This window comes from Flagellimonas sp. HMM57 (genome assembly GCF_021390175.1).
GTDB lineage: Bacteria > Bacteroidota > Bacteroidia > Flavobacteriales > Flavobacteriaceae > Flagellimonas.
Genome location: NZ_CP090004.1, coordinates 2464696 through 2489388 on the forward strand (window position 1 = coordinate 2464696; position 24693 = coordinate 2489388).

Annotated in this window: 13 protein-coding genes; 11 read left to right on the top strand and 2 right to left on the bottom strand. The window is 38.8% G+C overall.

Annotated elements, in window-relative coordinates; translation table 11 throughout:
- Position 1: 1 nt before the first annotated feature.
- From LV716_RS10850 to LV716_RS10860, 3 genes are read left to right on the top strand one after another with little or no spacing between them, the layout of a single operon-like run.
- The gene (locus LV716_RS10850; RefSeq protein ID WP_163417755.1) at positions 2 to 2353 is read left to right on the top strand and encodes a GH92 family glycosyl hydrolase; all 2352 of its coding nucleotides are present in this window, start codon (positions 2 to 4) and stop codon (positions 2351 to 2353) included.
- Positions 2350 to 4248 carry a hypothetical protein gene (locus tag LV716_RS10855; protein ID WP_163417756.1) on the top strand — a complete coding sequence of 633 codons (1899 nt, stop codon included), beginning with the start codon at positions 2350 to 2352 and terminating at the stop codon, positions 4246 to 4248. The genes LV716_RS10850 and LV716_RS10855 overlap by 4 nt, the downstream gene beginning before the upstream one ends.
- Positions 4245 to 6479, top strand: a complete 2235-nt coding sequence (locus LV716_RS10860; protein ID WP_163417757.1) for a GH92 family glycosyl hydrolase — start codon at positions 4245 to 4247, stop codon at positions 6477 to 6479. The genes LV716_RS10855 and LV716_RS10860 overlap by 4 nt, the downstream gene beginning before the upstream one ends.
- Before the next feature lie 51 nt (positions 6480 to 6530).
- On the opposite strand, the gene LV716_RS10865 is transcribed toward LV716_RS10860, so the two are convergent.
- Positions 6531 to 7406, bottom strand: coding sequence for an AraC family transcriptional regulator (locus tag LV716_RS10865; RefSeq protein ID WP_163417758.1), 876 nt, complete (start codon positions 7404 to 7406; stop codon positions 6531 to 6533).
- A 150-nt stretch (positions 7407 to 7556) separates the two neighbouring features.
- Here LV716_RS10865 and LV716_RS10870 point away from each other — a divergent pair, with 150 nt between their 5' ends.
- The 3 genes from LV716_RS10870 to LV716_RS10880 are packed head-to-tail and all read left to right on the top strand — an operon-like array spanning position 7557 to position 10459.
- On the top strand, positions 7557 to 8681 hold the full coding sequence (locus LV716_RS10870) for a Zn-dependent alcohol dehydrogenase (RefSeq protein WP_163417759.1): 1125 nt from the start codon (positions 7557 to 7559) through the stop codon (positions 8679 to 8681).
- Positions 8682 to 8686: 5 nt separating this feature from the next.
- Positions 8687 to 9451, top strand: a complete 765-nt coding sequence (locus LV716_RS10875; RefSeq protein ID WP_233759112.1) for an alpha/beta hydrolase family protein — start codon at positions 8687 to 8689, stop codon at positions 9449 to 9451.
- Between the two features lie 36 nt (positions 9452 to 9487).
- The gene (locus tag LV716_RS10880) at positions 9488 to 10459 is read left to right on the top strand and encodes a phytanoyl-CoA dioxygenase family protein (protein ID WP_233759113.1); all 972 of its coding nucleotides are present in this window, start codon (positions 9488 to 9490) and stop codon (positions 10457 to 10459) included.
- A 65-nt stretch (positions 10460 to 10524) separates the two neighbouring features.
- On the opposite strand, the gene LV716_RS10885 is transcribed toward LV716_RS10880, so the two are convergent.
- Positions 10525 to 14055 (bottom strand): glycosyl hydrolase-related protein, encoded by a 3531-nt coding sequence (locus LV716_RS10885; protein ID WP_163417761.1) that lies wholly within the window; start codon positions 14053 to 14055, stop codon positions 10525 to 10527.
- Between the two features lie 225 nt (positions 14056 to 14280).
- On the opposite strand from LV716_RS10885, the gene LV716_RS10890 reads away from it, so the two are divergent.
- From LV716_RS10890 to LV716_RS10910, 5 genes are all read left to right on the top strand, one after another.
- Positions 14281 to 16056 carry a class I mannose-6-phosphate isomerase gene (locus tag LV716_RS10890; RefSeq protein ID WP_163417762.1) on the top strand — a complete coding sequence of 592 codons (1776 nt, stop codon included), beginning with the start codon at positions 14281 to 14283 and terminating at the stop codon, positions 16054 to 16056.
- Between the two features lie 160 nt (positions 16057 to 16216).
- Complete coding sequence (locus tag LV716_RS10895) at positions 16217 to 17128, top strand: ROK family protein (RefSeq protein ID WP_163417763.1); 912 nt, start codon at positions 16217 to 16219, stop codon at positions 17126 to 17128.
- 55 nt (positions 17129 to 17183) lie between these two features.
- Positions 17184 to 19859 carry a glycoside hydrolase family 3 protein gene (locus LV716_RS10900; RefSeq protein ID WP_205600114.1) on the top strand — a complete coding sequence of 892 codons (2676 nt, stop codon included), beginning with the start codon at positions 17184 to 17186 and terminating at the stop codon, positions 19857 to 19859.
- A gap of 2 nt (positions 19860 to 19861) precedes the next feature.
- On the top strand, positions 19862 to 22513 hold the full coding sequence (locus LV716_RS10905; protein WP_163417764.1) for a glycoside hydrolase family 3 N-terminal domain-containing protein: 2652 nt from the start codon (positions 19862 to 19864) through the stop codon (positions 22511 to 22513).
- 174 nt (positions 22514 to 22687) lie between these two features.
- Positions 22688 to 24439 carry a peptide-N-glycosidase F-related protein gene (locus LV716_RS10910; RefSeq protein ID WP_205600115.1) on the top strand — a complete coding sequence of 584 codons (1752 nt, stop codon included), beginning with the start codon at positions 22688 to 22690 and terminating at the stop codon, positions 24437 to 24439.
- The last annotated feature ends 254 nt before the right edge of the window (positions 24440 to 24693 follow it).

Below are 24693 nucleotides of genomic sequence, written 5' to 3' on the forward strand. Positions count from 1 at the left end.
AATGAAAACAAAGAATATTTATAAATCTTGGTCAAGTATTTTCTTTGTTTTCTTAGCAACCTTTATTTTTTCCTGTACGGGCAATAGTGTAAAAGAAGAAGATGATAACTTAACAGAGGAAGAAATAACATATTTGGATTACGTAAATCCATTGATGGGAACCGATTCTGATTTTGGTCTTTCCAATGGCAATACCTATCCTGCCATTGCCACTCCTTGGGGTATGAATTTTTGGACGCCCATGACCTCTAAAATGGGTGACGGCTGGACGTATAAATACGACGATAAAACCATACGTGGCATAAAACAAACACATCAGCCAAGTCCTTGGATCAATGATTATGCAGCCTTTTCTTTGATGGCCGTGACGGATGAACTAAAGTTTCAAGAAGACGAAAGGGCATCTCATTTCTCGCACAAAGCTGAAACAGTCCGCCCTGATTATTACAGCGTTTATCTTGCCGACTATGACGTATTTGCCGAAGTAACGCCCACCGAACGGGCAGCGCATTTTAGGTTTACGTTCCCAGAAACTGATAAGGCCTATATCTTGCTCGATGCTTTCTTCAAGGGTTCTATGGTCAAAATTTTACCGGGGCAACGCAAGATCATTGGCTATTGCAGAAACAATAGCGGCGGTGTTCCCGATAACTTTCACAATTATTTTGTGGCTGAGTTTGACAAAGACTTTGACCTTACCCACACATGGAGCGATAATTGGAAGCTAAAAGAGAACTCTACAGAAAATAATGGAGAGCATGTTGGGGCCATTGTCGGTTTCAAAACCAAGCGTGGGGAAGCCGTTCATGTAAGAGTAGCTTCATCCTTTATTAGCCCAGAACAAGCACAATTGAATTTGGATCGTGAAGTCGGCGATAAAGATTTTAAAGAAACGAGAGCTTTGGCAACAAAAGTATGGGAAGAGGAATTGAGCAGAATTCAGGTCAGTACAGAAAGTATTGATCATCTGCGTACATTCTATTCTTGCTTGTACCGCGTACTTCTTTTCCCAAGAAAATTTTATGAGTTTAATGCAGATAATGAAATAGTACATTACAGCCCATACAATGGTGAGGTGCTTCCTGGCTATATGTTTACCGACAATGGATTTTGGGATACGTTTCGTGCTGTCTTCCCCTTTTTTAATATGATGTATCCAGATCTGAACCGAAACATTATGGAAGGCTTGGTCAATACCTATATAGAATCAGGGTGGTTGCCAGAATGGGCCAGTCCCGGACATCGTGATTGTATGATAGGTTCCAATTCGGCATCCATAATTGCCGATGCCTACTTAAATGGGATAGACGGATTTGACAAAGAAATGCTTCTGGATGCTATGATCAAAAATGCTATTGTGGCAGATGATAGGCCTGTAAACAGTGTGGGCCGTGCTGGTCTGGAGTACTATAACGAGCTGGGTTATGTGCCTTATGATGTGGATGTTCATGAGAATGCAGCTCGAACCCTAGAATATGCATATGCGGATTTTACGATTGCCCAAATGGCAAAATCGATGGGAAAGGATAAACTCGCCGAAGAATATTATGAGAAGTCTTTGAATTATAAAAACCTGTTCGATCCGTCAACAAAACTAATGCGGGGGAAAAACAAGGATGGCTCATTTCAATCGCCCTTTAATCCCTTAAAATGGGGAGATGCCTTTACTGAAGGTAACAGTTTGCACTACACTTGGAGCGTTTTTCATGATGTACAAGGGCTCATCGACCTAATGGGAGGGAGCAAGGAATTTATTGGAATATTGGATGGAGTTTTCAATATGCCCCCAGATTATGACGATTCCTATTACGGGTTCACCATTCATGAAATACGCGAAATGCAGATTATGAACATGGGGAATTATGCCCATGGCAACCAACCCATCCAACATATGATCTATCTCTATAATTATGCAAAACAACCGTGGAAAACACAGAAAAGAGTACGGGAGGTCTTGACCAAATTATATACTCCCAACCCAGATGGTTATTGTGGAGATGAAGATAACGGCCAAACCTCTGCTTGGTATGTTTTTAGTGCATTGGGATTTTATCCAGTTGCCCCAGCAACCAAGCAATATGTAATAGGCAGTCCGCTTTTTGAGGAAGCTAAATTGTACTTGCAAAACGGAAATACATTTACGATCAGGGCCAATAACAACAGAAAGGAAAACCCCTTTATCCAAAATGCCATGTTCAACGAGAAACCATTTGACCAAACATGGATTTCAACCGAAATTGTTCAAAAAGGGGGTGAGCTCCAGTTTGATATGGGTAACGCGCCCAATAAAAATTGGGCAATCAGTAAAGAAGCCGCTCCGTATTCATTGAGCAACGAAAAGATTAAATCATGAGATTTCTATTTTTATATAGTGTACTATTTTTTTTCGCCCATCTAGGAAATTCCCAAGAAACCAAGTATGGGGAGAACCAACCTTATGCTTCCCATTGGTTTGTAGAGGAACTACTGGAATGGTCGCCGGAAAAAGACCCACATTATAGATTTAACAAAAGCCATATTCCTTTGGCAGACCGATTTTTGAATGACTCGGTAGCTATCGACGAATCAACGTACATACCTGGTATTATGTCATTGATAGCACCTTATCCTACCAATGGACACCCTGCTCAAGGATTTTCATCAGTAAAACAATATGCGTTCTCGTTTTGGCAGTATCTAGACTATTTTGTCCAATGGGGTGGTTCGGCAGGAGAGGGTATTATTTTGGCACCATTGCCCACCTGGACAGATGCTGCTCATAAAAATGGAGTGAAGGTTATTGGTACTGTTTTTTTTCCGCCAAATGTATATGGTGGAAAAGAGGAGTGGGTGTATCAATTTTTACAACAAAGAGAAGACGGAGGCTTTCCCGTAGCTGATAAATTGATTGAAGTTGCCAATACGTATCATTTTGAAGGATGGTTTATTAATCAGGAAACCTATAACCTGAAAAGAGGTACCGCTGAGCGAATGTTGAATTTTCTTAGATATTTCAAGAAAAAAACAGATTTAAAAATAGTTTGGTATGATGCCATGATCGAAGATAGCCGGGTGATATGGCAGGACGAACTCAATAATCACAACGACTTGTTTTTTCAAGATGACGATCAGGTGATGTCCGATGCGTTTTTCATCAATTTTAGATACAATCCTACCAATTTGGAAGATTCAAAAAAGTTGGCCAAAAAGTTGGGACGAAGTGAATGGAATTTATATGCAGGTATCGATGTAGGTGCAAAAAGTTCCCAAACCGATATACAATGGGATGCTTTATTCAGTGAAAATGGCGCAAAAAACACGTCGCTAGGGTTGTTCAGCCCGCATACCACGTTTAATCTTTCCAAGACCAAAGAACCTGAAGAAGTATATGAAAACGAGCAAAAATTTTGGAATGGTGGCCCTACTTATGAAAACCCGTACGGCACTCAAAAATGGCAAGGATTCACCAATTTTTTTGAACCAAGAAGCGTCATTGATAAATTGCCCTTCGTTACCAATTTCAACTATGGTCTAGGTCGATTTTATAAAGAAAAAGGAAAGGTTGTTTCTTCCAAAGAGTGGCATAATCTGAGTATTCAAGATATTCTCCCCACGTGGCAGTGGGAAGTGGATAGTACCAAAGCTGCCATCAACTTCAGTTTTAAGGATAGCTATGAAGGTGGAAGCAGCATTTTAATAGAAAGCAAAGGTGAAGCTGAAATCCCGCTTTATAAAACCCATATTTTGTTGAATAAAGCGGTCACTTTTAGTGTAGTTGCCAAATCGGAAAATGGATTGCCGATGGAGTTTTTCTATGAACTGTCCAATGGAGAAAAATTGGGATATGCTTTGAAAAATTCTGAGAAGTGGAAAAAAACATCAATTACCATTTTGCCCAGACCAAACATTTCCATTGTAAAAATGGGGATTCAAATAAAAGGGTCAGGAACTGGGTATTTGGGAGAAATCACCGCATTTCACAAAAGAGAGCCTAAATTGCCAGCTCCAAAATTTACCGTTGAGTTATTTTCCAATGGGAGTATGGCTGAGGTTTATTTATCTTTTAAAGATTCCAATGCTGCTTTTCAAAATATCTATGCCCTTTCCAAAAACAAGAGAAAGATATGGCTTGGAAAAACCCCGTCAACGGATTATTATATCCCATCTGTACCTATAGAGGACAACGGCATACATATAATGGTTGAACCTGTCGCACAAGATGGAACTAAAGGAAAATCATCAGCAAAAAAAATACAGGTAGAACAATGAGTTTTTTAAGAATATACATCGTACACGGATTTCTCCTGTTTTTAAGTGCTGCGATGGCACAGACAAAACCAGTAGATTATGTAAATCCATTCATTGGGACCTCAAATTTTGGAACTACCAACCCAGGACCTATCGCCGTTCGTGGTATGGTGAGTGTTTCCCCTTTTAATGTTGCAGGACCTCAAAATTTGCCTTTAGAAAAAGATAGTCGCTGGTTATCAACGCCCTATGTTCATGAAAATACATTTTTAACAGGTTTCAGTCATTTGAATTTGAGCGGAGTGGGATGCCCTGAACTGGGCGTGATTTTGGCGATGCCCACCACAGGTGATTTGGAAACAGACCATCTAAAATATGGCAGTACTTATTCTGAAGAGATTTCCAAAGTTGGATATTACACCAATACACTTGATAAATACGACATAAAAGTAGAAGCAACGGCAACGACAAGAACAGGAATCAGCAAATATAGTTTTCCATCTGGAAAAGCCAATATTTTACTGAATTTAGGTTTAGGACTTACCAATGAGCAGGGCGCTCAAGTAAAAATAGTTTCCCCAACTGAAATTGAGGGGATTCGTACCGTAGGCTCTTTTTGTTATTATAAACCAGAAGAAGCCTATCCGGTTTACTTCGTAGCACAATTTTCAGAACCAGCAAATGAATTCGGGGTTTGGAAAAAACCAAGAAAGTACGATGGAGTGGAAGGCCAATGGATGGGCTACAATGGTATAACTCGAATAATGGAAGGCTACACCAAAGAAGTTGTTGGTGATAGTATAGGAGCATACATGACTTACAATTTTAAGGTGCCCACTCAAGTTGAAATGAAGGTTGGGATTTCGTATGTAAGTATCGAAAATGCGCGTGAAAATCTTCAAAAAGAGACCTCTACTAAGAATTTTGACCAGATTTTGGCAACTGCAAGACAAGAATGGAATACCTATTTGTCTCGAATTGAAGTTGAAGGAGGAACTGAGGAAGATAAAACTATTTTTTATACGGCGTTATATCATACACTGATTCATCCTAGTACACTAAATGATTTCAATGGAGCGTACCCTAAAATGAGAACTCGGGAGACTTTAAAGACCGATGGAACGCGATATACCGTATTCTCACTTTGGGACACCTATCGTAACCTGCATCAGTTGATGAGTCTGGTTTACCCAAAACAGCAATCAAACATGATACAAAGTATGTTGAAGATTTATGATGAATCAGGGTGGTTGCCCAAATGGGAACTAAACGCTACCGAAACGACCACCATGGTAGGTGATCCCGCAGGTATTGTCATTGCTGACACTTATCTGAAAGGTATACAGGATTTTGATGTAGAAAAAGCCTACGCTGCTATGCTGAAAAGTGCTGACCAGATTATTGATAATCCACTTCGACCTGGTATAGCGGATTATCTGGATAAAGGGTATCTTACTACCAAAACTACCGAAAATGGTTCCGTTTCCATGACACAGGAATACAATATTTCGGACTTTGCCATTGCTCAAATGGCTAAAGCTTTGGGTAAAAAGGAAGACTACAAACGCTTTTCAAAGCGTGCCATTTCTTATCGAAAACTGTTTGATAGTGAATTCAATTTATTGCGCCCCAAAAATGATGATGGTAGTTGGTTGACACCCTATAATCCTGAAACTGGAGCTAATTTTGTTAAAAATGTTGGGTTTATCGAGGGCAATGCATGGCAATATACTTTTATGGTCTCCCACGATGTGAAGGGTTTGATGAAACTCATGGGAGGTACAAAACCGTTTTCCAATCGTTTGCAGGATGTGTTCAAGAACCAACAGTTTGATATGGCCAATGAACCCGATATTGGCTATCCCTATCTTTTTAATTATGTGAAAGGAGAGGAGTGGCGTACCCAACAAAAAGTTTCGGAACTTCTAGAAACTTATTTTAAAAATACGCCTGATGGACTCCCCGGGAATGATGATACGGGAACGATGAGTGCATGGGCCGTTTTTTCCATGATGGGATTATATCCTGTTGTTCCTTCAGAACCTATCTACGCATTAACGCGGCCAATATTTGATAAAGTCACCATTCATTTGGACGAGCGTTATTACTCAAACAATAAATTGATTATAACTTCCCAAAATTCGGAATCAAAAAAACCTGTTCGAAGTATTTTCATTGATGGCAAAAAACATCGGGGTTATTTTATTGACCATCAAAAATTGGTCAATGCAAGTATTTTGAAATTCGAATAGAAGTACGGCTCATTTCATACGATCTTTATAGATCAATTCGCCTCTGAATATTTACATATTTGTCATTTCTGTATTGCCTCTGTACTGTTTCGGTGTTATCCCCTCCAATTTCTTGAACTGGGCATTAAAGTGTTGAATACTTGGAAATCCTGATTGAGCAGCTATATAGCCAATGGATAATGAAAAATTATCCCTAAGCATTTTTTTTGCATGCCCTATGCGATATTCGTTTAAAAACTCAAAAAACGATTTCGAAGTTTTTCTTTTAAAATATCTGCAAAAGGCAGGTTTGGATAAATAGGCCATTTCCGCCATTTCCTGAAGGGTGATTTTATGCTTGAAGTGGATTCTAACATGCTCGTAGAGCCTGTTCATCACCATGGTATCACTGTTTTTTAATATAGGTTGATAATAGGGCCCTGCTAGAATTTCATAGTCATCGGTTTCGGTAAGCACGCACAGCATCTCAAAAATGATAGCCCATCTTTTCAAACCAGATTGTTTGTTGATTTCTAAAAGCATTGGGGCTACTTGCTTGCTTATATTGCTTGAATAGGAAACGCCTCTCTCTGCCAACCTAAAAAGATTGGCTATGGGTTTTAACGCCCTATATTCTTTAAAAATTCGTCCTATAAAATCCTTAGGAAATTGAAGCACTATAGCGCGACTCCTTTTCGTGCTATCTTTGCTTTGATCACTATCATTTTGCCATAAATGAGGTAAGTTCGAACCCAATAAAACCAAATCCCCGCTACTGAATCTTGTGGTGTGGTCGCCCACATACCGGATTCCATCACTCTCCAAAATCAAAGTCAATTCCAATTCTGGATGAAAATGCCATGGATGGTCGAAATACGGTAAGTCCAAATACTCGCAATGAAAAGGGCTCTCAGAATCAAATGTGATTTTTACTAATGAAGCTTTCATTTGAGGTTTTTACCAAAAATTTCATCAATATAAATAGTTTTATTTAATATAATATTCATTTGTAGGTAATATTCATTCATAAATGAATAATATTAAAGAAAAAACCATAACGCCAAATCGATATCTTGCATGTTATCAAATTGTTAATTCATGGAGGGTAAAGCAGCAATAACAGATGGAAATGGAAACTATGCTATAGAGGGTGTGGAAATTGCACTACCACAACATGACGAGGTACTCGTAAAAATCAAGGCAGCGGGATTATGCCATACCGACCATGATTCGCTTCATTGGAAAACACCATTGATTTTGGGGCATGAGGGTGCTGGTGTTGTCGAAGCCATCGGAGATAATGTTACCACTGTTGCAGTAGGCGATAGCGTTATTCTTAATTGGGCCATACCCTGCGGCAGATGTTTTCAATGCCAAGAAATGAATCAACACATCTGTGAAAACAACTCTCCCGTAACCGTAGGGAATCAGACTTCTGGAGGCGGAGTTGGAGAAGGACATGTTCCTATAGAACGGACCAAGTATAAAGGGAAAGGAATTCAACGTTCCTTCAATATTGGTACGCTTTCTACCCATACGGTAGTAAGAGAACATGCTGTGGTGCGGTATGGCACTACAATTCCCTTTAGTTCGGCGGCAATCATAGGTTGTGGTGTGATGACGGGATATGGCTCTGTAGTAAACACGGCCCAGGTAAAAGCAGGTTCATCTGCTGTTGTGCTTGGTGCTGGCGGAGTAGGATTGAACGTAATACAAGGGGCGAGAATTTCGGGAGCTGATAAAATTATTGCCATAGACATCAATCCTGAACGCTTAAAAATGGCAGTTAAATTTGGTGCCACCCATACTATAAAAGCGGATAAAACAGATGAAAACCTGTTAAATGCTGCTGAGCAGGTAAAGGATTTGACCAATGGTAGAGGCGCCGATTATGCATTTGAATGTACAGCTATTCCCAGTTTAGGTGCAGCACCCTTGGCAATGGTTCGTAATGCAGGAATGGCGGTTCAGGTAAGTGGTATCGAAGACACTATTTCCATAGATATGAATCTATTTCAGTGGGATAAAATATATATTAACCCCTTATATGGAAAGTGTAGACCACAAATTGACTTTCCCATTTTATTGAATTTGTATCAAAAGAAGGATTTGTTATTGGATGAAATGGTAACCAATACTTATGCATTCGAAGATTTGGACAAAGGATTTGAAGACCTGTTGAGCGGAAAAAATGCGAAGGGAGTTATCATTTTCGAAGATTAAAACAAATGTCAAAGTTTAGAACCATACATATTTCAAACCCTCAGTATGAACTTGGGAATTTACGGCATATCGTTGTTAAAAGTACTAATCTTAAAGGCAGAGGCGATATTTCCGTATATGTTCCTGAGGACAGAACACAGCAAAGACTTCCTTTAGTACTATTACTACACGGTGTATATGGAAGCCATTGGTCTTGGGCATACCATGCGGGTATTCATAAAAAAATGGATGAATGGATTGCTTCAAAACAAGTACCTCCAATGGCATTGGCAATGCCGTCTGACGGATTGTGGGGCGATGGTAGTGGTTATGTGCCGCACACCACCCAGAATTTTGAAAAGTGGATTGCTGAAGATGTTGTTGAAGCGGTGTTAGAAACCATTCTGCAGGTAGATGAAAAATCCCCTTTATTCATTGCAGGACTTTCTATGGGTGGTTTTGGAGCTTTGCGAATAGGTGCTGCTTACCATGAAAAATTCAAGGGTATTTCTGGCCTTTCATCTATTACTCACATAAGCCAAATGGCATTGTTTGTCGAAGAAGAGCTAGAACATTACAAGCAGCATAATCCAGTTGACGAGTCCGTCTTAGAAACCTTGATTACACATAAAGATAAACTCCCAAAACTTCGCTTTGACTGTGGTCTTCAAGACAATCTTCTTGAGGCAAACCGCGAATTACATCAACAGTTAGAAAGAAATGCGATTCCTCATATATACAATGAGTTCCCAGGAGAACATAACTGGGAGTATTGGGGGAACATATTTTAGAAACATTACAATTTTTCACAAACTAACAATAACATTATGAAAACAATGGACAATGCTACAGTAGAAGATTTGGCCAATTATAGCCACCCTATATCGAAGCTTTTTAAACAACCTCAAAGTCCTGAAGAATGGGAACCGTATGTACTCTCTAAGGAGAAAGTAGAAGCATTCGAAAGAGATGGATTTTTATCTGGAGTTAAGGTATTGACCGAAGCACAAGTTGATACATTGAATGAAGAATTAAAATCACTAAATCCTATTAGTGACGAAAAAAAGGAACTGTTCTATTACTACAAGAGCAATGAATCTGAAAATCCTGAAAAAGTGTTGTTCCATGCCATTGGAGGATGGCGCACTACCCCAGGGTTTCACGATTTGTTATGGGCGCCAGCTTTTAGAATGGCCGCCTATCAATTATTAGGAAGCTCTTTTAAATTATTCCATGACCAATTATTCTGTAAACCAGCACAACATGGTGGAGTTGTGTCTTGGCATCAAGACTTTTCGTATTGGACCTTTACAAAGCCTATGAACCATCTAACGTGTTGGATTGGATTAGATGATGCCAATCATGATAACGGTTGTCTTTATTATGTGCCCGGTAGTCATAAGTGGGGATTACTGCCCATTACCGGACTTGCAGGGGAGATGGATGCGGTCAGCAAGGTATTGACCGAGGAACAGCTTAAAGACTTTAAGAATAAAAAAGCGAATGCCTTACCAAAAGGATTTGCCAGTTTTCATCACCCGCAAACCATGCACGGTTCTTATGCCAATGTTTCTGACCGTTCAAGAAGGGCTGTAGTACTCAATATTATGGGACCACAAACGATGTCAAATACCGATGGTTATGAACGTTTAGATGAATTAAGGCACTTTCCGCCTATGGGCAGAACCGGAGAGGTGTTGGAAAGCAAATTTTTTCCATTACTTTTTGATGGTGAAAAAGAACTTGGCAAACTAAAAAGCGATATTCCAATGGCATCACCTATTTCCCAGATGAAGTAAACAATGGTAGACCAAACACGGTAATAAATCCTATTGCCGTGCATGGCTTACCATAACTATAATACTTATTCTTTGATTCCTAAACTAAATGTTTCAATAGCATACTTACCAACCTTTAATTGCGGAGCAACTGGAGTTGGATTTTCTTCGATGATATTGGTATGTTTATAAGAACCAATATCAAAAAAGGAAGAAACATTTACATCTTCATTACCATCTTTTAGATTGTACATACGCGCAATAAATTCATCAGAGTCTTCTGCTTTCTTAAGGGTAGTCATGATAACATTATCAGAATCTATTTTGAAAAAGCTGTTCACCTCGGGTAAAGAAGGCTTATTTACAGCATCAGGATTTAAAATCACATGCAATGGTTCATTCTTTTGCTTTGCGATTTTTTGTCCTTCTAAACTTCCAGCTTTAGTAGAGGTAAATACATTATGAAAGTCGTGATTTCCCGCCTGTGAATATTCATTACCTTCCCAATGACACGAAGTTCTACTGGCAAGTAATAGATGTTGAAGTACAGTTTTGTTGGAAATGTCTTGTGTAGGGTCTATCCAGTCGGCGGCAGATACCGATGAACTTAAAGTAACTGAAATCTCATCATCTGTGGCTGAAATCCAATCAATAATCGCTCTTGGATGCACGTTTTTACAGAGTGGTGTGTATCGCTCGCCACCTGTTTTAATTTCATCTTTACCAACACGAACACTACCAAATGGCACTTCATGTGCAATTTCAGGATTATCCATATTTAAAGGGAAAGCCGTTCTAAATTCACGATATAAGGTACCATCCCAATTGCGTAAGCTGGTGTCAAAATAAATACGCTTTAAATTATGGTATAGCGTCACCTCTTGCCATACGATGGCGTGAGCAATTTGTTGCTCTAAACGGTATTTGGTGAATACAGGACCATTTTCAATGATTTTCCAACTGGCCTTGTGTTGGCTTACCTTATCAAAACCTTCCATACTTGGTTGTTGCACATCGCCGAACTCACCAGCACCATTCCCTACAGATTGCATGGTGAAGACATCAGCTGCTTTTAGATTATCCGTCAAAAACAGGTCTTTTTTGAACTTTTTGTCATGTACTTGAGCAATACCTCCATCTTCAAAATCGATTTTGTAAAATGAATTTTCATAGGATGTCGTATTGGCTTTATAATCTTTGGATGATGTGTTACCTGCATCAGAAACATAATAAGTGACATATCCTATTGATGGAATATTTTCGGCAATAAAAGTAATATCCGCGCTTTTTAGACTTCCATCGTCATAGCGACTTTCGTTTGCCGTTTGTACGGGTATTTTTTTCTTGTCAGAAGTAGTTACTGCAACAGTATTCATTGTTCCTTTTGGGAAATCCATACTAGTCGTTACGGGATCTGTGCGTTTCCACGACAGGCTATTAAAAAGCATAATCGGTGTTCCTAATTTATAATCCCTTTTTATTCTTCGAGCAATAAAATCGGTACCTTGATTTACTAAATTTTGCCCCATCATGCGTGACTTCACTAAATTCTCTTTAAAAAGGTTATCGGTAATGTCTCCGTCATGACCTCCCCATCCATGGTCGGGATAAATTTTAGCCTGCCACGCTTCATCAAATTCTTCAAAGGGATATTGTATTTTCTTAGGATCTAAAAGTGTCGCAACAGACAGGAATTTCTCCGCAGCCGGCAATAACTTTGAAGCTTCCCTACTTGCCGTTAAAGCGTCATGGTGTCCGGGTCCGTGAATGTATACCCATACATTAGGGCGTTCTCCCATGATAGTTTTCACATTCGTTGCGTTTTCTTCCGCTAAGGGCAAAAACTCATCTACCGTCATCAGTTCCATTTTTGGAAAATGAACATTCTTTTTTTCTCCATTTTCGTCTTTCAACTCATCAAAAGAATTCCATGATTCAATAAGTTCAGAATAATCAATGGCAGGTAGCATGTCTTGGCTTGAAAGTAGCGGGGTTTGTATTTGACTACCCTTAAATGTACCTTCCCACCATTGTACTTGTTCCGCGCTATATTTCATTTGGCTGTTCAAATCTCTGGAGAGGTATAACAAATCGTTACCATAATGCCCTGGAGAATACGTGAAAACTGAGCTGCCATCAGGGCTGGCCCAATTGAACATTCCCTTGGCATGTCGACTGATAACCATATAATCAACGCCCGCTTTTTTCAATATTTGCGGTGTTTGTAACGATTTTCCAGGTACGTCTACATTCCAATATACTTTGGAATCATAGCCTCCAAAGTTTTTCTTCACCCATTTTTTACCGAGATACAATTGTCGTACTTGATCCTCAGCATCATACATATCTTCATAGGGGCAATTATAGGTGGCCCCAACAGAAATCAGCTTCTTGTTTAAAAGTGTGGTGATTTGTTCTTTAGATTCGGGATGCCTTTCTATGTATTCGCGAAGCATGAGTCCGTCTTCAATATCAAAACCGTAATTTTCACGGACAAAAGCATCTTTAAGTACAGGAGCAAGCAACAAAGTGTCACGCAAAATAATACATACTTCAGGACGGTCTACCCATGCAATATCTTGATGGCTTGAATTCATGATGGAAACCAATCCGTTTTCATATCTTTTATCAAAGAAGTCATCGTAGGTTTCGAAAAACTCTGGTTTATATAACTTAGATAACGAAGCATGCCATCCGCTTTTGTATTTGGTGGTATGATGAAATAAAAAACTCCCAACGATATCGGTAGTGGTTGTTGTACCATCTCCATTTTTAAATTCTAAAGAGATTTCAATACCATCGTAAACAATGGAAAAACTGTTTTTAGGAGCAGTGATGCTGAAAGATGCCTTTGCAAGTTCACCCTGTGCTTTAAAGGTTTTGGTCCTACTTTTTTTTCCATCACTCATTAAGTATACGGTTTTGCCATCAAAATGCATTGGCGCATCTACGTAGAGCATGCCACTATTTTCTTTGATAACAAAAGCAGCATCATTCTCAACAGACTTTTTGATTCTAGCTACCGCATCATCCGCTTTGAAAATCATCACCCAAGAATTCTTATTTTTTTTGTGCCCCACTATTTTGACTTTTGCACTTTCCCCTTTTTTAAGGGATGAAGTGGGTATGGTTAATCGAAATGCGCCAAGTCCGTCCCCATTGCCATCTCTTCGGACCAAGAGGTATTCAACTGCTCCATTTCCGGGATTATTGGAGATGGAAAGCGTACCGTCTTCGTTGGAGTTGAAAGTCAATAATAATTGCCCATTAACAAAAATATCAAAGGGCTCACGTTGGTTAAAGTCAATATCGCTAAGCATAAAAAACGTCACCTTATCGGAGCCGTAATTGGATGGAACCTCACCGGTCAAAAATTCAAAACCCATTTTGCCTGTGGTAGTTCTGGCTATCATAGAGGTATTGACATCCTCACGTATTGATGGATACGAGAAAAAATTTGAACCAGAAATCATCTCCTTGTACCCTTCAATATCGTTTTTGCAGATTTGATACAATTTATAATTGGTGTTCAGTTCTTGTATGTGACCATTACCATTGCCTTCGTGAAAAAGAAAAGGCAGTGCACTTTTGGTATCCGCATTGGCGGATATTGACAAAACAAATGTTGCAAAAAAGGAAACCAAGCAACATTTTGCTTTCAAACTTAGTGGCGAGGAGAATTTCATAAAAAATAGATAACTAAAAACTTTAATAATATGGTTTGTTTATACGGTGCAATAGGTATTATTACACTACTAAATTACAATTAATTAATTTTATGTCCATATGTATGTACATATTGTTTATTATATTTGATTCTTAACGAATAACCATAAACTATAATGAAGCGTACCACTAAACAAGAATTATTGCCTTTAAAAGTTGATTTTTCTAACGATAAAGGCTATGATTTATATCCATATCATTCTCTTGCAAGGGGAGAGATATATTCAGGTTATAGTGCATTGGCAAATCAACTTTATGGGAGCAATACTATTATTTTTGAAGGATATGTTGGTATTGATTGGACCGAGGTAGTTTCAAATCTCAAGGCTATTTTTGATAGGCAAGGTTGTTCCGTTACTTTTAAAAATACACAATCCTTTTTTAAGGATTCCCATTTCATTGAGGAAATGACCGCCCCTTTTTTGGGTGGTGATGATCCTATTTTTGGACATAGGACTTCCCTTGATCTAAATGACTATTTCGATGATTGTAAGACTCAAAAAATAGTTGAGCAAACAAATACGAATACAGAGTACACTATTTTTTACGGCCCGGGATCAAGTTTGCTGAACATAAAAGGTTTACTGGTATATTTTGATATCCCTAAAAATGAATTGCAGTTTAGAGCTAGGGCAGGAGCGGTCACCAACCTAGGCCTAGATTATCCTAAATCTCCTAAAGAAGCCTATAAGCACTTTTATTTTGTTGATTGGATTGTGCTCAACAAAGAAAAGAAACGACTGCTTGGTGATATCGATATTTTTGTTGACCAACAACGCCCAGGAATACCAACTTTTAGTATTGGTGACTCCATTAGGAAAGGATTAAAAGACATGTCTAAAAGCTTTTTTCGAGTTAGGCCTTGGTTTGAACCAGGAGTTTGGGGAGGACAATGGATTAAGGAAAAAATAAAAGACCTTAATCAAGATATACCAAATTATGCATGGTCCTTTGAAATGATAGTTCCTGAAAATGGCTTACTATTTGAGGCTGATGGACATCTTTTGGAAGTTTCATTTGACTTGTTGATGTTTCAGGAAAAGGAAAATGTATTGGGTAAAGCCGTTGACCGTTTCCAAGATGAATTTCCTATTCGATTTGATTTTCTGGATACCTTCGATGGCGGAAATCTTTCAGTACAGTGTCATCCTAAACCAGAGTTTATAAAAAAGGAATTTGGAGAGACCTTTACCCAAGATGAGACCTATTATATCCTAGATGCTAAAAAAGGCGCTGATGTATATTTGGGTTTCCAAGAAAATATCAATCCTAATGAGTTTAAGACTGCACTGGTAAATAGCTATGAAACCAAGGAGGTTTTAGAGGTAGAAAAATATGTTCAAAAACTACCTGCCCAAAAACATGATTTATTTTTGATTCCGCACGGCACAATTCACTGTTCAGGAATCGATAATATGGTACTGGAGATAAGTGCAACCCCTTATATTTTTACATTTAAAATGTACGATTGGCAACGCCTGGATTTAGATGGTAGCCCCAGACCGCTCAACATTGAAAGAGCTTTTCGGAATCTGAATTTTGACCGAAAAGGCGATGTGGTTAAAAATACTTTAGTATCAAAAACTACAGTGAAATCGTCAGGGACTAATTGGCAGATATTGGATTTATCCACACATCCCGACCATTTTTACAAAATTGAGCGCTATGAGTTTGAAGATACCATAGAAATTATGTCCAATGATCAATGCCATATCATGATGTTGGTGGAAGGCACTTCTGTAATCTTAGAAGTTGATGAAACAATTCAAGGAGCCTTCAACTATGCTGAAACTTTTGCAGTACCAGCTGCCATAAGTAAATATTCGCTTAAAAATTGTGGGCATCAAACAGCGAAAGTTGTTGTTTCTTATGTTAAAGATGAAGCTTGTTAATGATAAAAGAAATCGTCCTGCAGAATATAACTTGGTGTATTGCCTAACCGGGCATTTCACCTACAATATTAAGAGTAGAAGAGATTTTGACAGCTAAAAAGAACCAGATAATCCCATTGACAAAAACCTTTTGAATAATAAATTTAGTTGTAGCATAGAAATGAAAAAGTCTTTAACAATTGGAGCAGATGTAGGAGGAAGCCATATATCCTGTGGTGTGGTGGATATGCCTGCATTGGAACTTGGTGTTATGTCCACATTAAAACTAGACAGTAATACAGAGAAAAAACAGGTTTTGGAAAAATGGGCTGAGGGAATAAACGCTGTTGTTCAAAATCAAGGGGTTGCAGATGAAAGTATCCATATCGGTTTTGCTATGCCCGGGCCGTTTGATTATAAAAATGGTATTGCACTATTTGATGAAAATGTTGACAAGTACCAACACCTATATTCGGTCAGTATACCTGATGAATTACCTGCCTATTTAGTTAAGGGCAACTATACCTTTCGCTTTATAAATGATGCTGTTGCTTTTGCGGTAGGTGCCGTAAACGCAATGCAGTTAAATCATAAAGAAAAGATGATTGTGCTCACACTGGGCACAGGTTTAGGAGCTTGTTTTTTAGAAAAGGGGGTTCCTATTTTTAAAAGTGAAGATATACCAGAAAGTGGGTGGTTATGGAATCAAGAATTTAAGGATGGTATTGGTGATGCCTATTTTTCTACCCGATGGTTTGTAAAACGATTTTTTGAACAGACTGGTAAGCAAATTTCAGGTGTACGTGAAATGATAGCTTCAAGTCATGAAGTTGTACCTGTCATTTTTCAAGAATATGTACAACACATGGCAGCCTTTTTAGCTCCCCATATCAAGAAATTCAAACCCAGCACTATTTTGTTGGGAGGGAATATTGCAAAGGCTTCTGATTATTTTTTAGCTGATCTGAATACGTCTTTAGCAAAGTTGAATGTAGAGATTGTCGTGTCCACCATTGGTGAAGAAGCAGCAATTATAGGTAGTGCACAATTATTTGATGCTGGTTTTTGGGAAAAAATTAAAAATGATTTGTGACATTATATCGCTTGAGATAAAAATAGAATAAATAAAAGATAAATAAATGTAGAGAATGAATCGAGCAAAAATAATAGTGGTGATAATGGCAGTGCTTTCAATTGCCGTATCATGTAAGAATGAAGATAAGCTCATCTACAAAGATGCCAGTGCCCCCATTGAAGATCGGGTTGAGGATTTATTGTCACGTATGACCATTGAGGAGAAATTTGGGCAGGTATTTATGGTGCCGTACCAATCATCTGAAGGATTGGAAAAGTACAAAGACGGTGTTTTTGGGTTTCAATTGAACACCTCCTCATCAGCTACACAACAGATATTGACGTATGCAGAAGGTGGCGAAGCCCAACAAGCGGCTGAACTGGCCAACAAAGTGCAAAAATATTTTATAGAAGAAACCCGATTGGGCATTCCTATTATTTCTTTTGATGAAGCCCTCCACGGATTGGTACGCAAAGGTGCTACGGCATATCCACAGGCAATTGGACTAGCAGCAACCTGGGATACTACTTTAGTAAAAAATGTTGCCCATTCCATTGCAACGGAGACTAGAACAAGAGGCATACGTCAAATTTTATCACCTGTGCTTAATATTGCCAGGGATGTGCGTTGGGGAAGAACAGAAGAAACCTATGGCGAGGATACTTTTCTGACTACGCGAATGGGGGTTGCTTTTATTTCAGAGTTTGAAAAAATGGGCGTGGTAACCACCCCAAAGCACTTCGTTGCCAATGTAGGTGATGGCGGTAGGGATAGTTACCCCATTCACTTTAATGAAAGACTATTAGAGGAGGTCTATTTTCCAGCCTACAAAGCTGCGTTTCAAGAAGCTAATGCATGGTCGGTGATGACGTCTTACAACTCTTATGATGGTAGACCCTGTACCTCAAACGACTGGTTACTCAACCAAAAATTGAAAAAAGAATGGGGATTTGATGGCTTTGTGATTTCAGATGCTAATGCCGTGGGTATTATTGACATGATTCATTTCACGACCACAGATTTTGCTGATGCTGGAAAGCAATCCATAGAAAACGGATTGGATGTTATTTTTGAAGTGTATTACGATCAGTACAAGGAAAAATATTATCCGGCATTTGAAAGAGGGGACATTGATGAAGAAAAGCTAAATGAAGCCGTAAGAAGGGTACTTCGCGCAAAGTTTAAGCTAGGCTTATTCGAAAACCCATATGTTGATGTTGAGGTGGCTAAAACATCTAATGGTACAAAAGAGCACCGACAAATAGCGAAGAAAGCCGCACAAGAATCTATTGTATTGCTAAAAAATGAAGCAAATACCCTACCCTTTACGAAGCAAATAAAATCGGTAGCAGTCATCGGAGCAGATGCTACTGAAGCAAGGTTAGGCGGCTATTCAGGCCCTGGTAACGACAAGGTTAGTATTTTGGAAGGCATTCAAAATAAGATAGGTGCAGCAAAAGTAAACTATGCTGAAGGTTGCGGTCGTGTTTCAGAAGAATTTGTGGCCATCCCAACCGAAAACCTATACACTTTTGACGATAGTAAAAAAGTACAGGGATTAAAAGGGGAATACTTTAATAATATTAATCTTGAAGGCGAACCGGCTTTAACACGTATAGACCCGGTTCTTAATTTCAGGTGGACGCTATTTTCCCCCGAACATAAGACCATTAATTACGATTGGTTCTCTGCACGTTGGACAGGAAAATTGGTTGCCCCAAAAACAGGGGAGTTTAACATCGGATTAAAAGGAGATGATGGCTACCGCCTGTATATTGATGGAGAATTGGTAATTGATAATTGGAGAAAACAAACCTTTCAACAGCTAACAAAACCCTACAAATTTCAAAAAGACAAAGAGTATGATATCAAAGTAGAATTCTATGAAACCAAGGGTAATGTATGGTTTAAGTTGCTCTGGGATGTAGGTGTTGAAGATTCATGGGAAAATGACATCAAAGAAGCTGTTGCCCAAGCACAAAAAAGTGATGTAGCAGTTGTGGTAGTAGGTATTAATGAAGGAGAATTTCAAGATAGGGCTAAACTTTCACTTCCGGGGCATCAGGAAGAAATGATACAACAGATTGCTGCGACCGGTAAACCCGTTACCGTGGTCATCGTTGGCGGTAGTGCGGTCACTATGAATAATTGGATTAATGAGGTGCCTGCCATTGTTGATGTTTGGTATCCCGGAGATGAGGGCGGAAATGCTGTAGCCGATGTGTTATTTGGAGATTACAATCCTGCTGGAAGATTACCAATTACGTTTCCCATACATGAGGGGCAATTACCATTGTACTATAATCATAAACCTACCGGAAGAGGGGATGATTATCGAGATTTGACAGGAAAACCACTTTTTCCATTTGGCTATGGCTTGAGCTATTCTACGTTTGAATATAGCGACCTTATTGTTGATGCAAAGGAAATTACCACTGAAGACAGCGCAACCTTTAGCTTTAAGGTAACCAACACAGGAGATTACGACGGCGATGAGGTAGTACAGCTCTACATTAGGGATTTGATAGCTTCAGTAACGCGTCCTGTAACTGAACTCAAAGGGTTTCAACGAATACACCTCAAGAAAGCAGAAACCAAAGAAGTCACCTTTACGGTAACTCCTGAGATGCTCACCATGCTCGATGAAAATATGAACCGTGTAGTAGAACCGGGAGAGTTCCGAATTATGATTGGTGCGGCTTCGAATGATATTCGATTAAGAGAAATTTTGACTGTAAAAAACGAATAAAGATGAAACGCTACAATATTCTTATAGCGACTGTTTTTCTTTTTTGCTGTTCACAAAATGAAGAAAATCCTACCTATAAAAATTCAGGGTTAGATACAGAGACACGCGTTGCTGATTTACTTTCTCGAATGACCCTAGAAGAAAAAATCAGGGAGTTAGATATGTATTCTGCTCATGATTTGATTGATAACGGCAAACTATCCATAGAAAAAGCAAAACCTGTATTGGATGGTTTAAACGTGGGTTCTGTACGAGATTTTTATCCAGAGTCTGCTGAATTGTCTAATGAATTACAAAAGTTCGTTATAGAAAACAATCGTTTGGGAATTCCAATATTGATTATTGAAGAAGCCCTACATGGTTATTTGGGAAAAGGAAGTACTTCATTTCCTGTGCCCATTGGTATGGCCAGTATGTGGGATGTAGAGGCAATGGAGAAAATAGGCAAGGTAATAGGCTCCGAAGCTAGGTCAGTTGGTGTTCATTTGGCGTTGGCACCCACTTTAGGTTTAGGAAGAGAACCACGTTGGGGACGTGTGCAAGAAACCTATGGAGAAGACCCTTATTTAGCCGCAAGAAAAGGAGTGGCTATCATCAAAGGGATGCAAGGAGACGATTTAAGCGATGATGATGCTATTGTTGCAGAACCGAAACATTTTGGCATTCACAGTATTCCCGAAGGAGGCAAAAATACTGCTCCGGTTTACATTGGAGAGCGTGAAGCGCGAAGTAATTTTCTTTATGTTTTTGAGAAAGCATATAAAGAAGCTGGTGCTTTGGGCGCCATGGCGGCCTATCATGAATGGGACGGTGTGCCAGCGGCAGGCGACAGATGGTTGTTACATGACTTACTGCGAGAAGAATGGGGCTTTAAAGGCATGGTGATATCCGACTTAGGAGCCATTGCGAAACAGGAATTTATACATAAAACGGTTAAAAATTCCAAAGAAGCCATTGCAAGTTCCATCAAAGCAGGATTGGACATGCAATTTTATGATTATAAACACGATGTATTTCGTCAAGGCATCTTAGATGCTCTAGATGAAAACTTATTATCTATGGAAGATGTAGATAGAGGTGTATCCAGTGTGCTTTATGTGAAATTTAGGTTAGGGCTTTTTGACAATCCCTATATCGATACTACACTTAAGTCTGCTCGATATGGGAATAAGCAGAGTCAAGAATTAGCATTGGAAGCAGCACACAAATCTATCGTGTTACTTCAAAATAAAGATAATGTACTACCATTTGATGCTAGTGTGAAAAAGGTGGCGGTTATTGGTGAGATGGCCAATAAAGCCTTGTTGGGTGGCTATTCCAGAAGAGGCGAAAATGAAGCATCTATTATTGAGGCGTTTCAAAAAACAGACTATGAGATAGATTTTGTAGATGTGGGCGTTCCGGGTGGTATTATGGAAGAAATAGACGAGCGGTTCTTGGAAACAGCAGATGGAGAAGTAGGACTCAAAGCAGAATACTTCACAAACCCGGATTTTTCAGGAAAACCATCGCTTACCCAAACAGAAACTAAATTAGAAAACTATTGGCATAACCTAAGCCCAGCTCCTGGCATACCAAGCGATAATTTTTCCATTCGCTGGACAGGATATTTGATACCTAAATTAAATGGTGTATATGACTTTCAATTATGGGCAGACGATTTGGGCAGATTAATCATTGGTGATGAAGTGTTAATCGATAGCTGGGACGTGAAGTATAAAAACTCATGGTCTAAAAAGAGCATGCGACTTCAGAAAGACAAAAAGTATCCTATAAAGATGGAACTTACAGAATACGATGAATTTGCAGATATTAAAATTCGTTGGAAAATCAATCCTGATGAAAACCGTGAGACCATGTTTGAGAAAGCGGTTAAAGCAGCAAAAAATGCAGATGTAACGGTTTTGGTATTAGGAGAAAAAGATGGTAATGGAGAAGGTAGGGACAAAGTGCGTTTAGAACTTAATCAATATAGTAAAAGGCTTTTAAGAGAAGTAGCCGCAACAGGAAAACCTATTGTCTTAGTACTTCAGAATGGGCGGCCTTTAGTCTTAACAGAAGAAGTTGCCTTGGCAGATGCTATTGTAGAAACCTGGTATGCTGGAGAGGAAGCAGCGCAGGGAACAGTCGATATTTTAAGCGGGAAAGTAAATCCGTCAGGAAAACTGCCCATATCATTTCCTAGAGCTAATGCGCAATTGCCTATTTATTACAACCAGAAAAAATCGGCTAATGCAGGTTATGTTGACGAAAGTATTCAACCTTTATTTGCATTCGGACATGGATTGAGTTACAGTAGTTTCGAGTATACTGACATCCGTGTAGAAAAGCCTGAGATGTCTCCAAACGAGGAACAGAAAGTTTGGGTGAAAATTAAAAATACGTCTAAAGTAAAGGGGACTGAAGTAGCACAATTATACATTACCGATAGTTACAGTTCGGTAGGCACACCTAAGATTCAATTACGTGGGTTTCAACGTGTGGATTTGGAGCCAGGTGAAGCAAAAGAAATTGAATTTACCCTATTGCCCGATGATTTAAGCCTTTGGAATATGAAGATGAAACGTGTTGTGGAATCCGGAGAATTTATAGTTCAAGTAGGAGCGGCATCCAATGACATTCGTTTAAAAACCGAGTTTGAAGTAAAAGATTAAATAAAGTTTGGACGAATTACATATTGACCAGTGAATTTTGATTATTTGGCATACAAGGATTTGAATGTGCACATTTTGTCAAATGCTTTTTAAACCATATTAGTTGCCAATTAAGTGGCCCATTAATAATTATAGAAATTTTACTTCACATCTTCAATAATAAAATACTTGATTATGAAAAATATAGCATTTTATATTCGTCTTTCAGTTTTTAAAAAGAATCTGATTTTTGGGAAATTCATCCATATTGTGGGTCTATTAAACATACTTATGTTGTTTGGTTGTGGCGGTGATAAGGAAGAACCTGAAGTTCCAGTTGGAAGTACGGAAATCATAGTATCCGGTTCATTAACTGCTTTTAGTGCAACAGAGGTGCTCACAGAATCCCTTTCAAAAACCATCAAGGTAAAAGGAAATAACCTTACCGGTAAATTATCAATTTCAACGTCTAATGGTTTTAAAGTTTCATTGGATGACAATACTTTTTCAAATACAGTTTCCTTAGAAGTAAGTGATGTCAATAATAAAGATGTTACCATTTTTGTCGCCTTTACCCCTTCCGAAAATGCCACGGGAACCATTACCGGAACCTTGTCTTTTACTAGTTCAAATGCCAAATCCATTTCTATGGATTTACAGGGAGAAGGAATCAATTCAGCCCCTAGAATATCTATGTCGGAATCTGATTTCACTTTTGATGATACTACCATTGACCAAACTTCATCATCGGTTATTTCAGTTATTACTGCCAAAAACCTGACCAAACAAATCCAGGTCAATGCGCCAGATGGTTTTCAAATATCTTTGGATGATATCACCTATGCGCCTTCAATATCCATTCCGTCAAATACAGCGAATGGAGACACCAATCTCTATATTAAATTTATACCCAATAAGGTAAAGCGATTTTCAGGAGGTATTGCTATTATGAATGAAGAAGTTACCGATACTAGCGAAATTAACGTGGTAGGTACAGGCATTCCTGATTATGCGAACGCCGTTGTTCATAATTACATAACTTTTGATAAGGAACGTTTGGCTTTTGGGGGTGGTTTCGAACAACGGACAAGTAGTTCATTTACAGTTCATAGCGATGTGTCCAATATCGCACAGGTCAAAATGTTTGTAAAGTTGACCTGTCCAGATGGTGGTTGTGATGAATGGGATGTTTATGCCAATGTGAGCGTTAAAGACGATGTTACCAATGATTGGTTTGAATTGGGTCGATTCATTACTCCCTATTGGAACGACAATAGTCAATTGCCACGCGGATTTGAATTTGATGTGACCGATTTCAAAACACTTTTGACGGGGACAAAAGAACTGCAAATTTTTACAGAGTGTTGGAATGCCAAGGGATATGAGGTGACCGTTGATTTTGACTATATTGAAGGAATACCTGATTATAAGTACTACACGATTGCCAGGGTATTGAATTACAATGAAAATTCTATTGCCGGTGTACCCTACGGAAAGAGTCATAATCTTGATTTAGATAAATCGATAACTATACCCGACAATGCTGAAAGTACACATTTAAGAACCATCATTTCTGGATGGGGCCATGCCACTCCAAATGATAGTGGAGGTAGGGGCTGTGCCGAATGGTGTTTTAGAAACCATAACGTTCGAATTGATGGTGAAGCAATGTTTTCACATAACATGGGGCCTTTGGGTTGTGCGGATAATCCGGTAAGCAATCAAGACCCAGGGAATTGGAAACCTGATCGTGCAGGATGGTGTCCAGGTATGGAGGTTCCAGTCCGAAAAGACTATTTTGACGATATTGCCAATACTTCTTTCAATTTTGAATATGATTTTCAAGACTGGTCCAATAATGGTGGTAATGGCGATGCCTTTTACGCCATATCAACATACATCATTGTAAAAAGTGATACGCCTTTAGCAGAAAGCACTGTTAATTGAATTGTAAATGTCTCTTGAAAATAGCATCCTTCAGAAAACTATGAGGCCAAAGAACGCAGATATTTTTTATAATGTTAGATGAAAATTTCAGTACTGTTTAAACTTTAAATTTTCTAAAAATTTCGGTTTTTTCACTAAAACAAATACTACAAATAGCATGTAATGGAATTTACTATGTATTTATGGCATGTTTTTATATAATAAGCTTAACATTTAGGTAGAGGTTTAATATGTTCTTGCATCTGGAGCAGCAC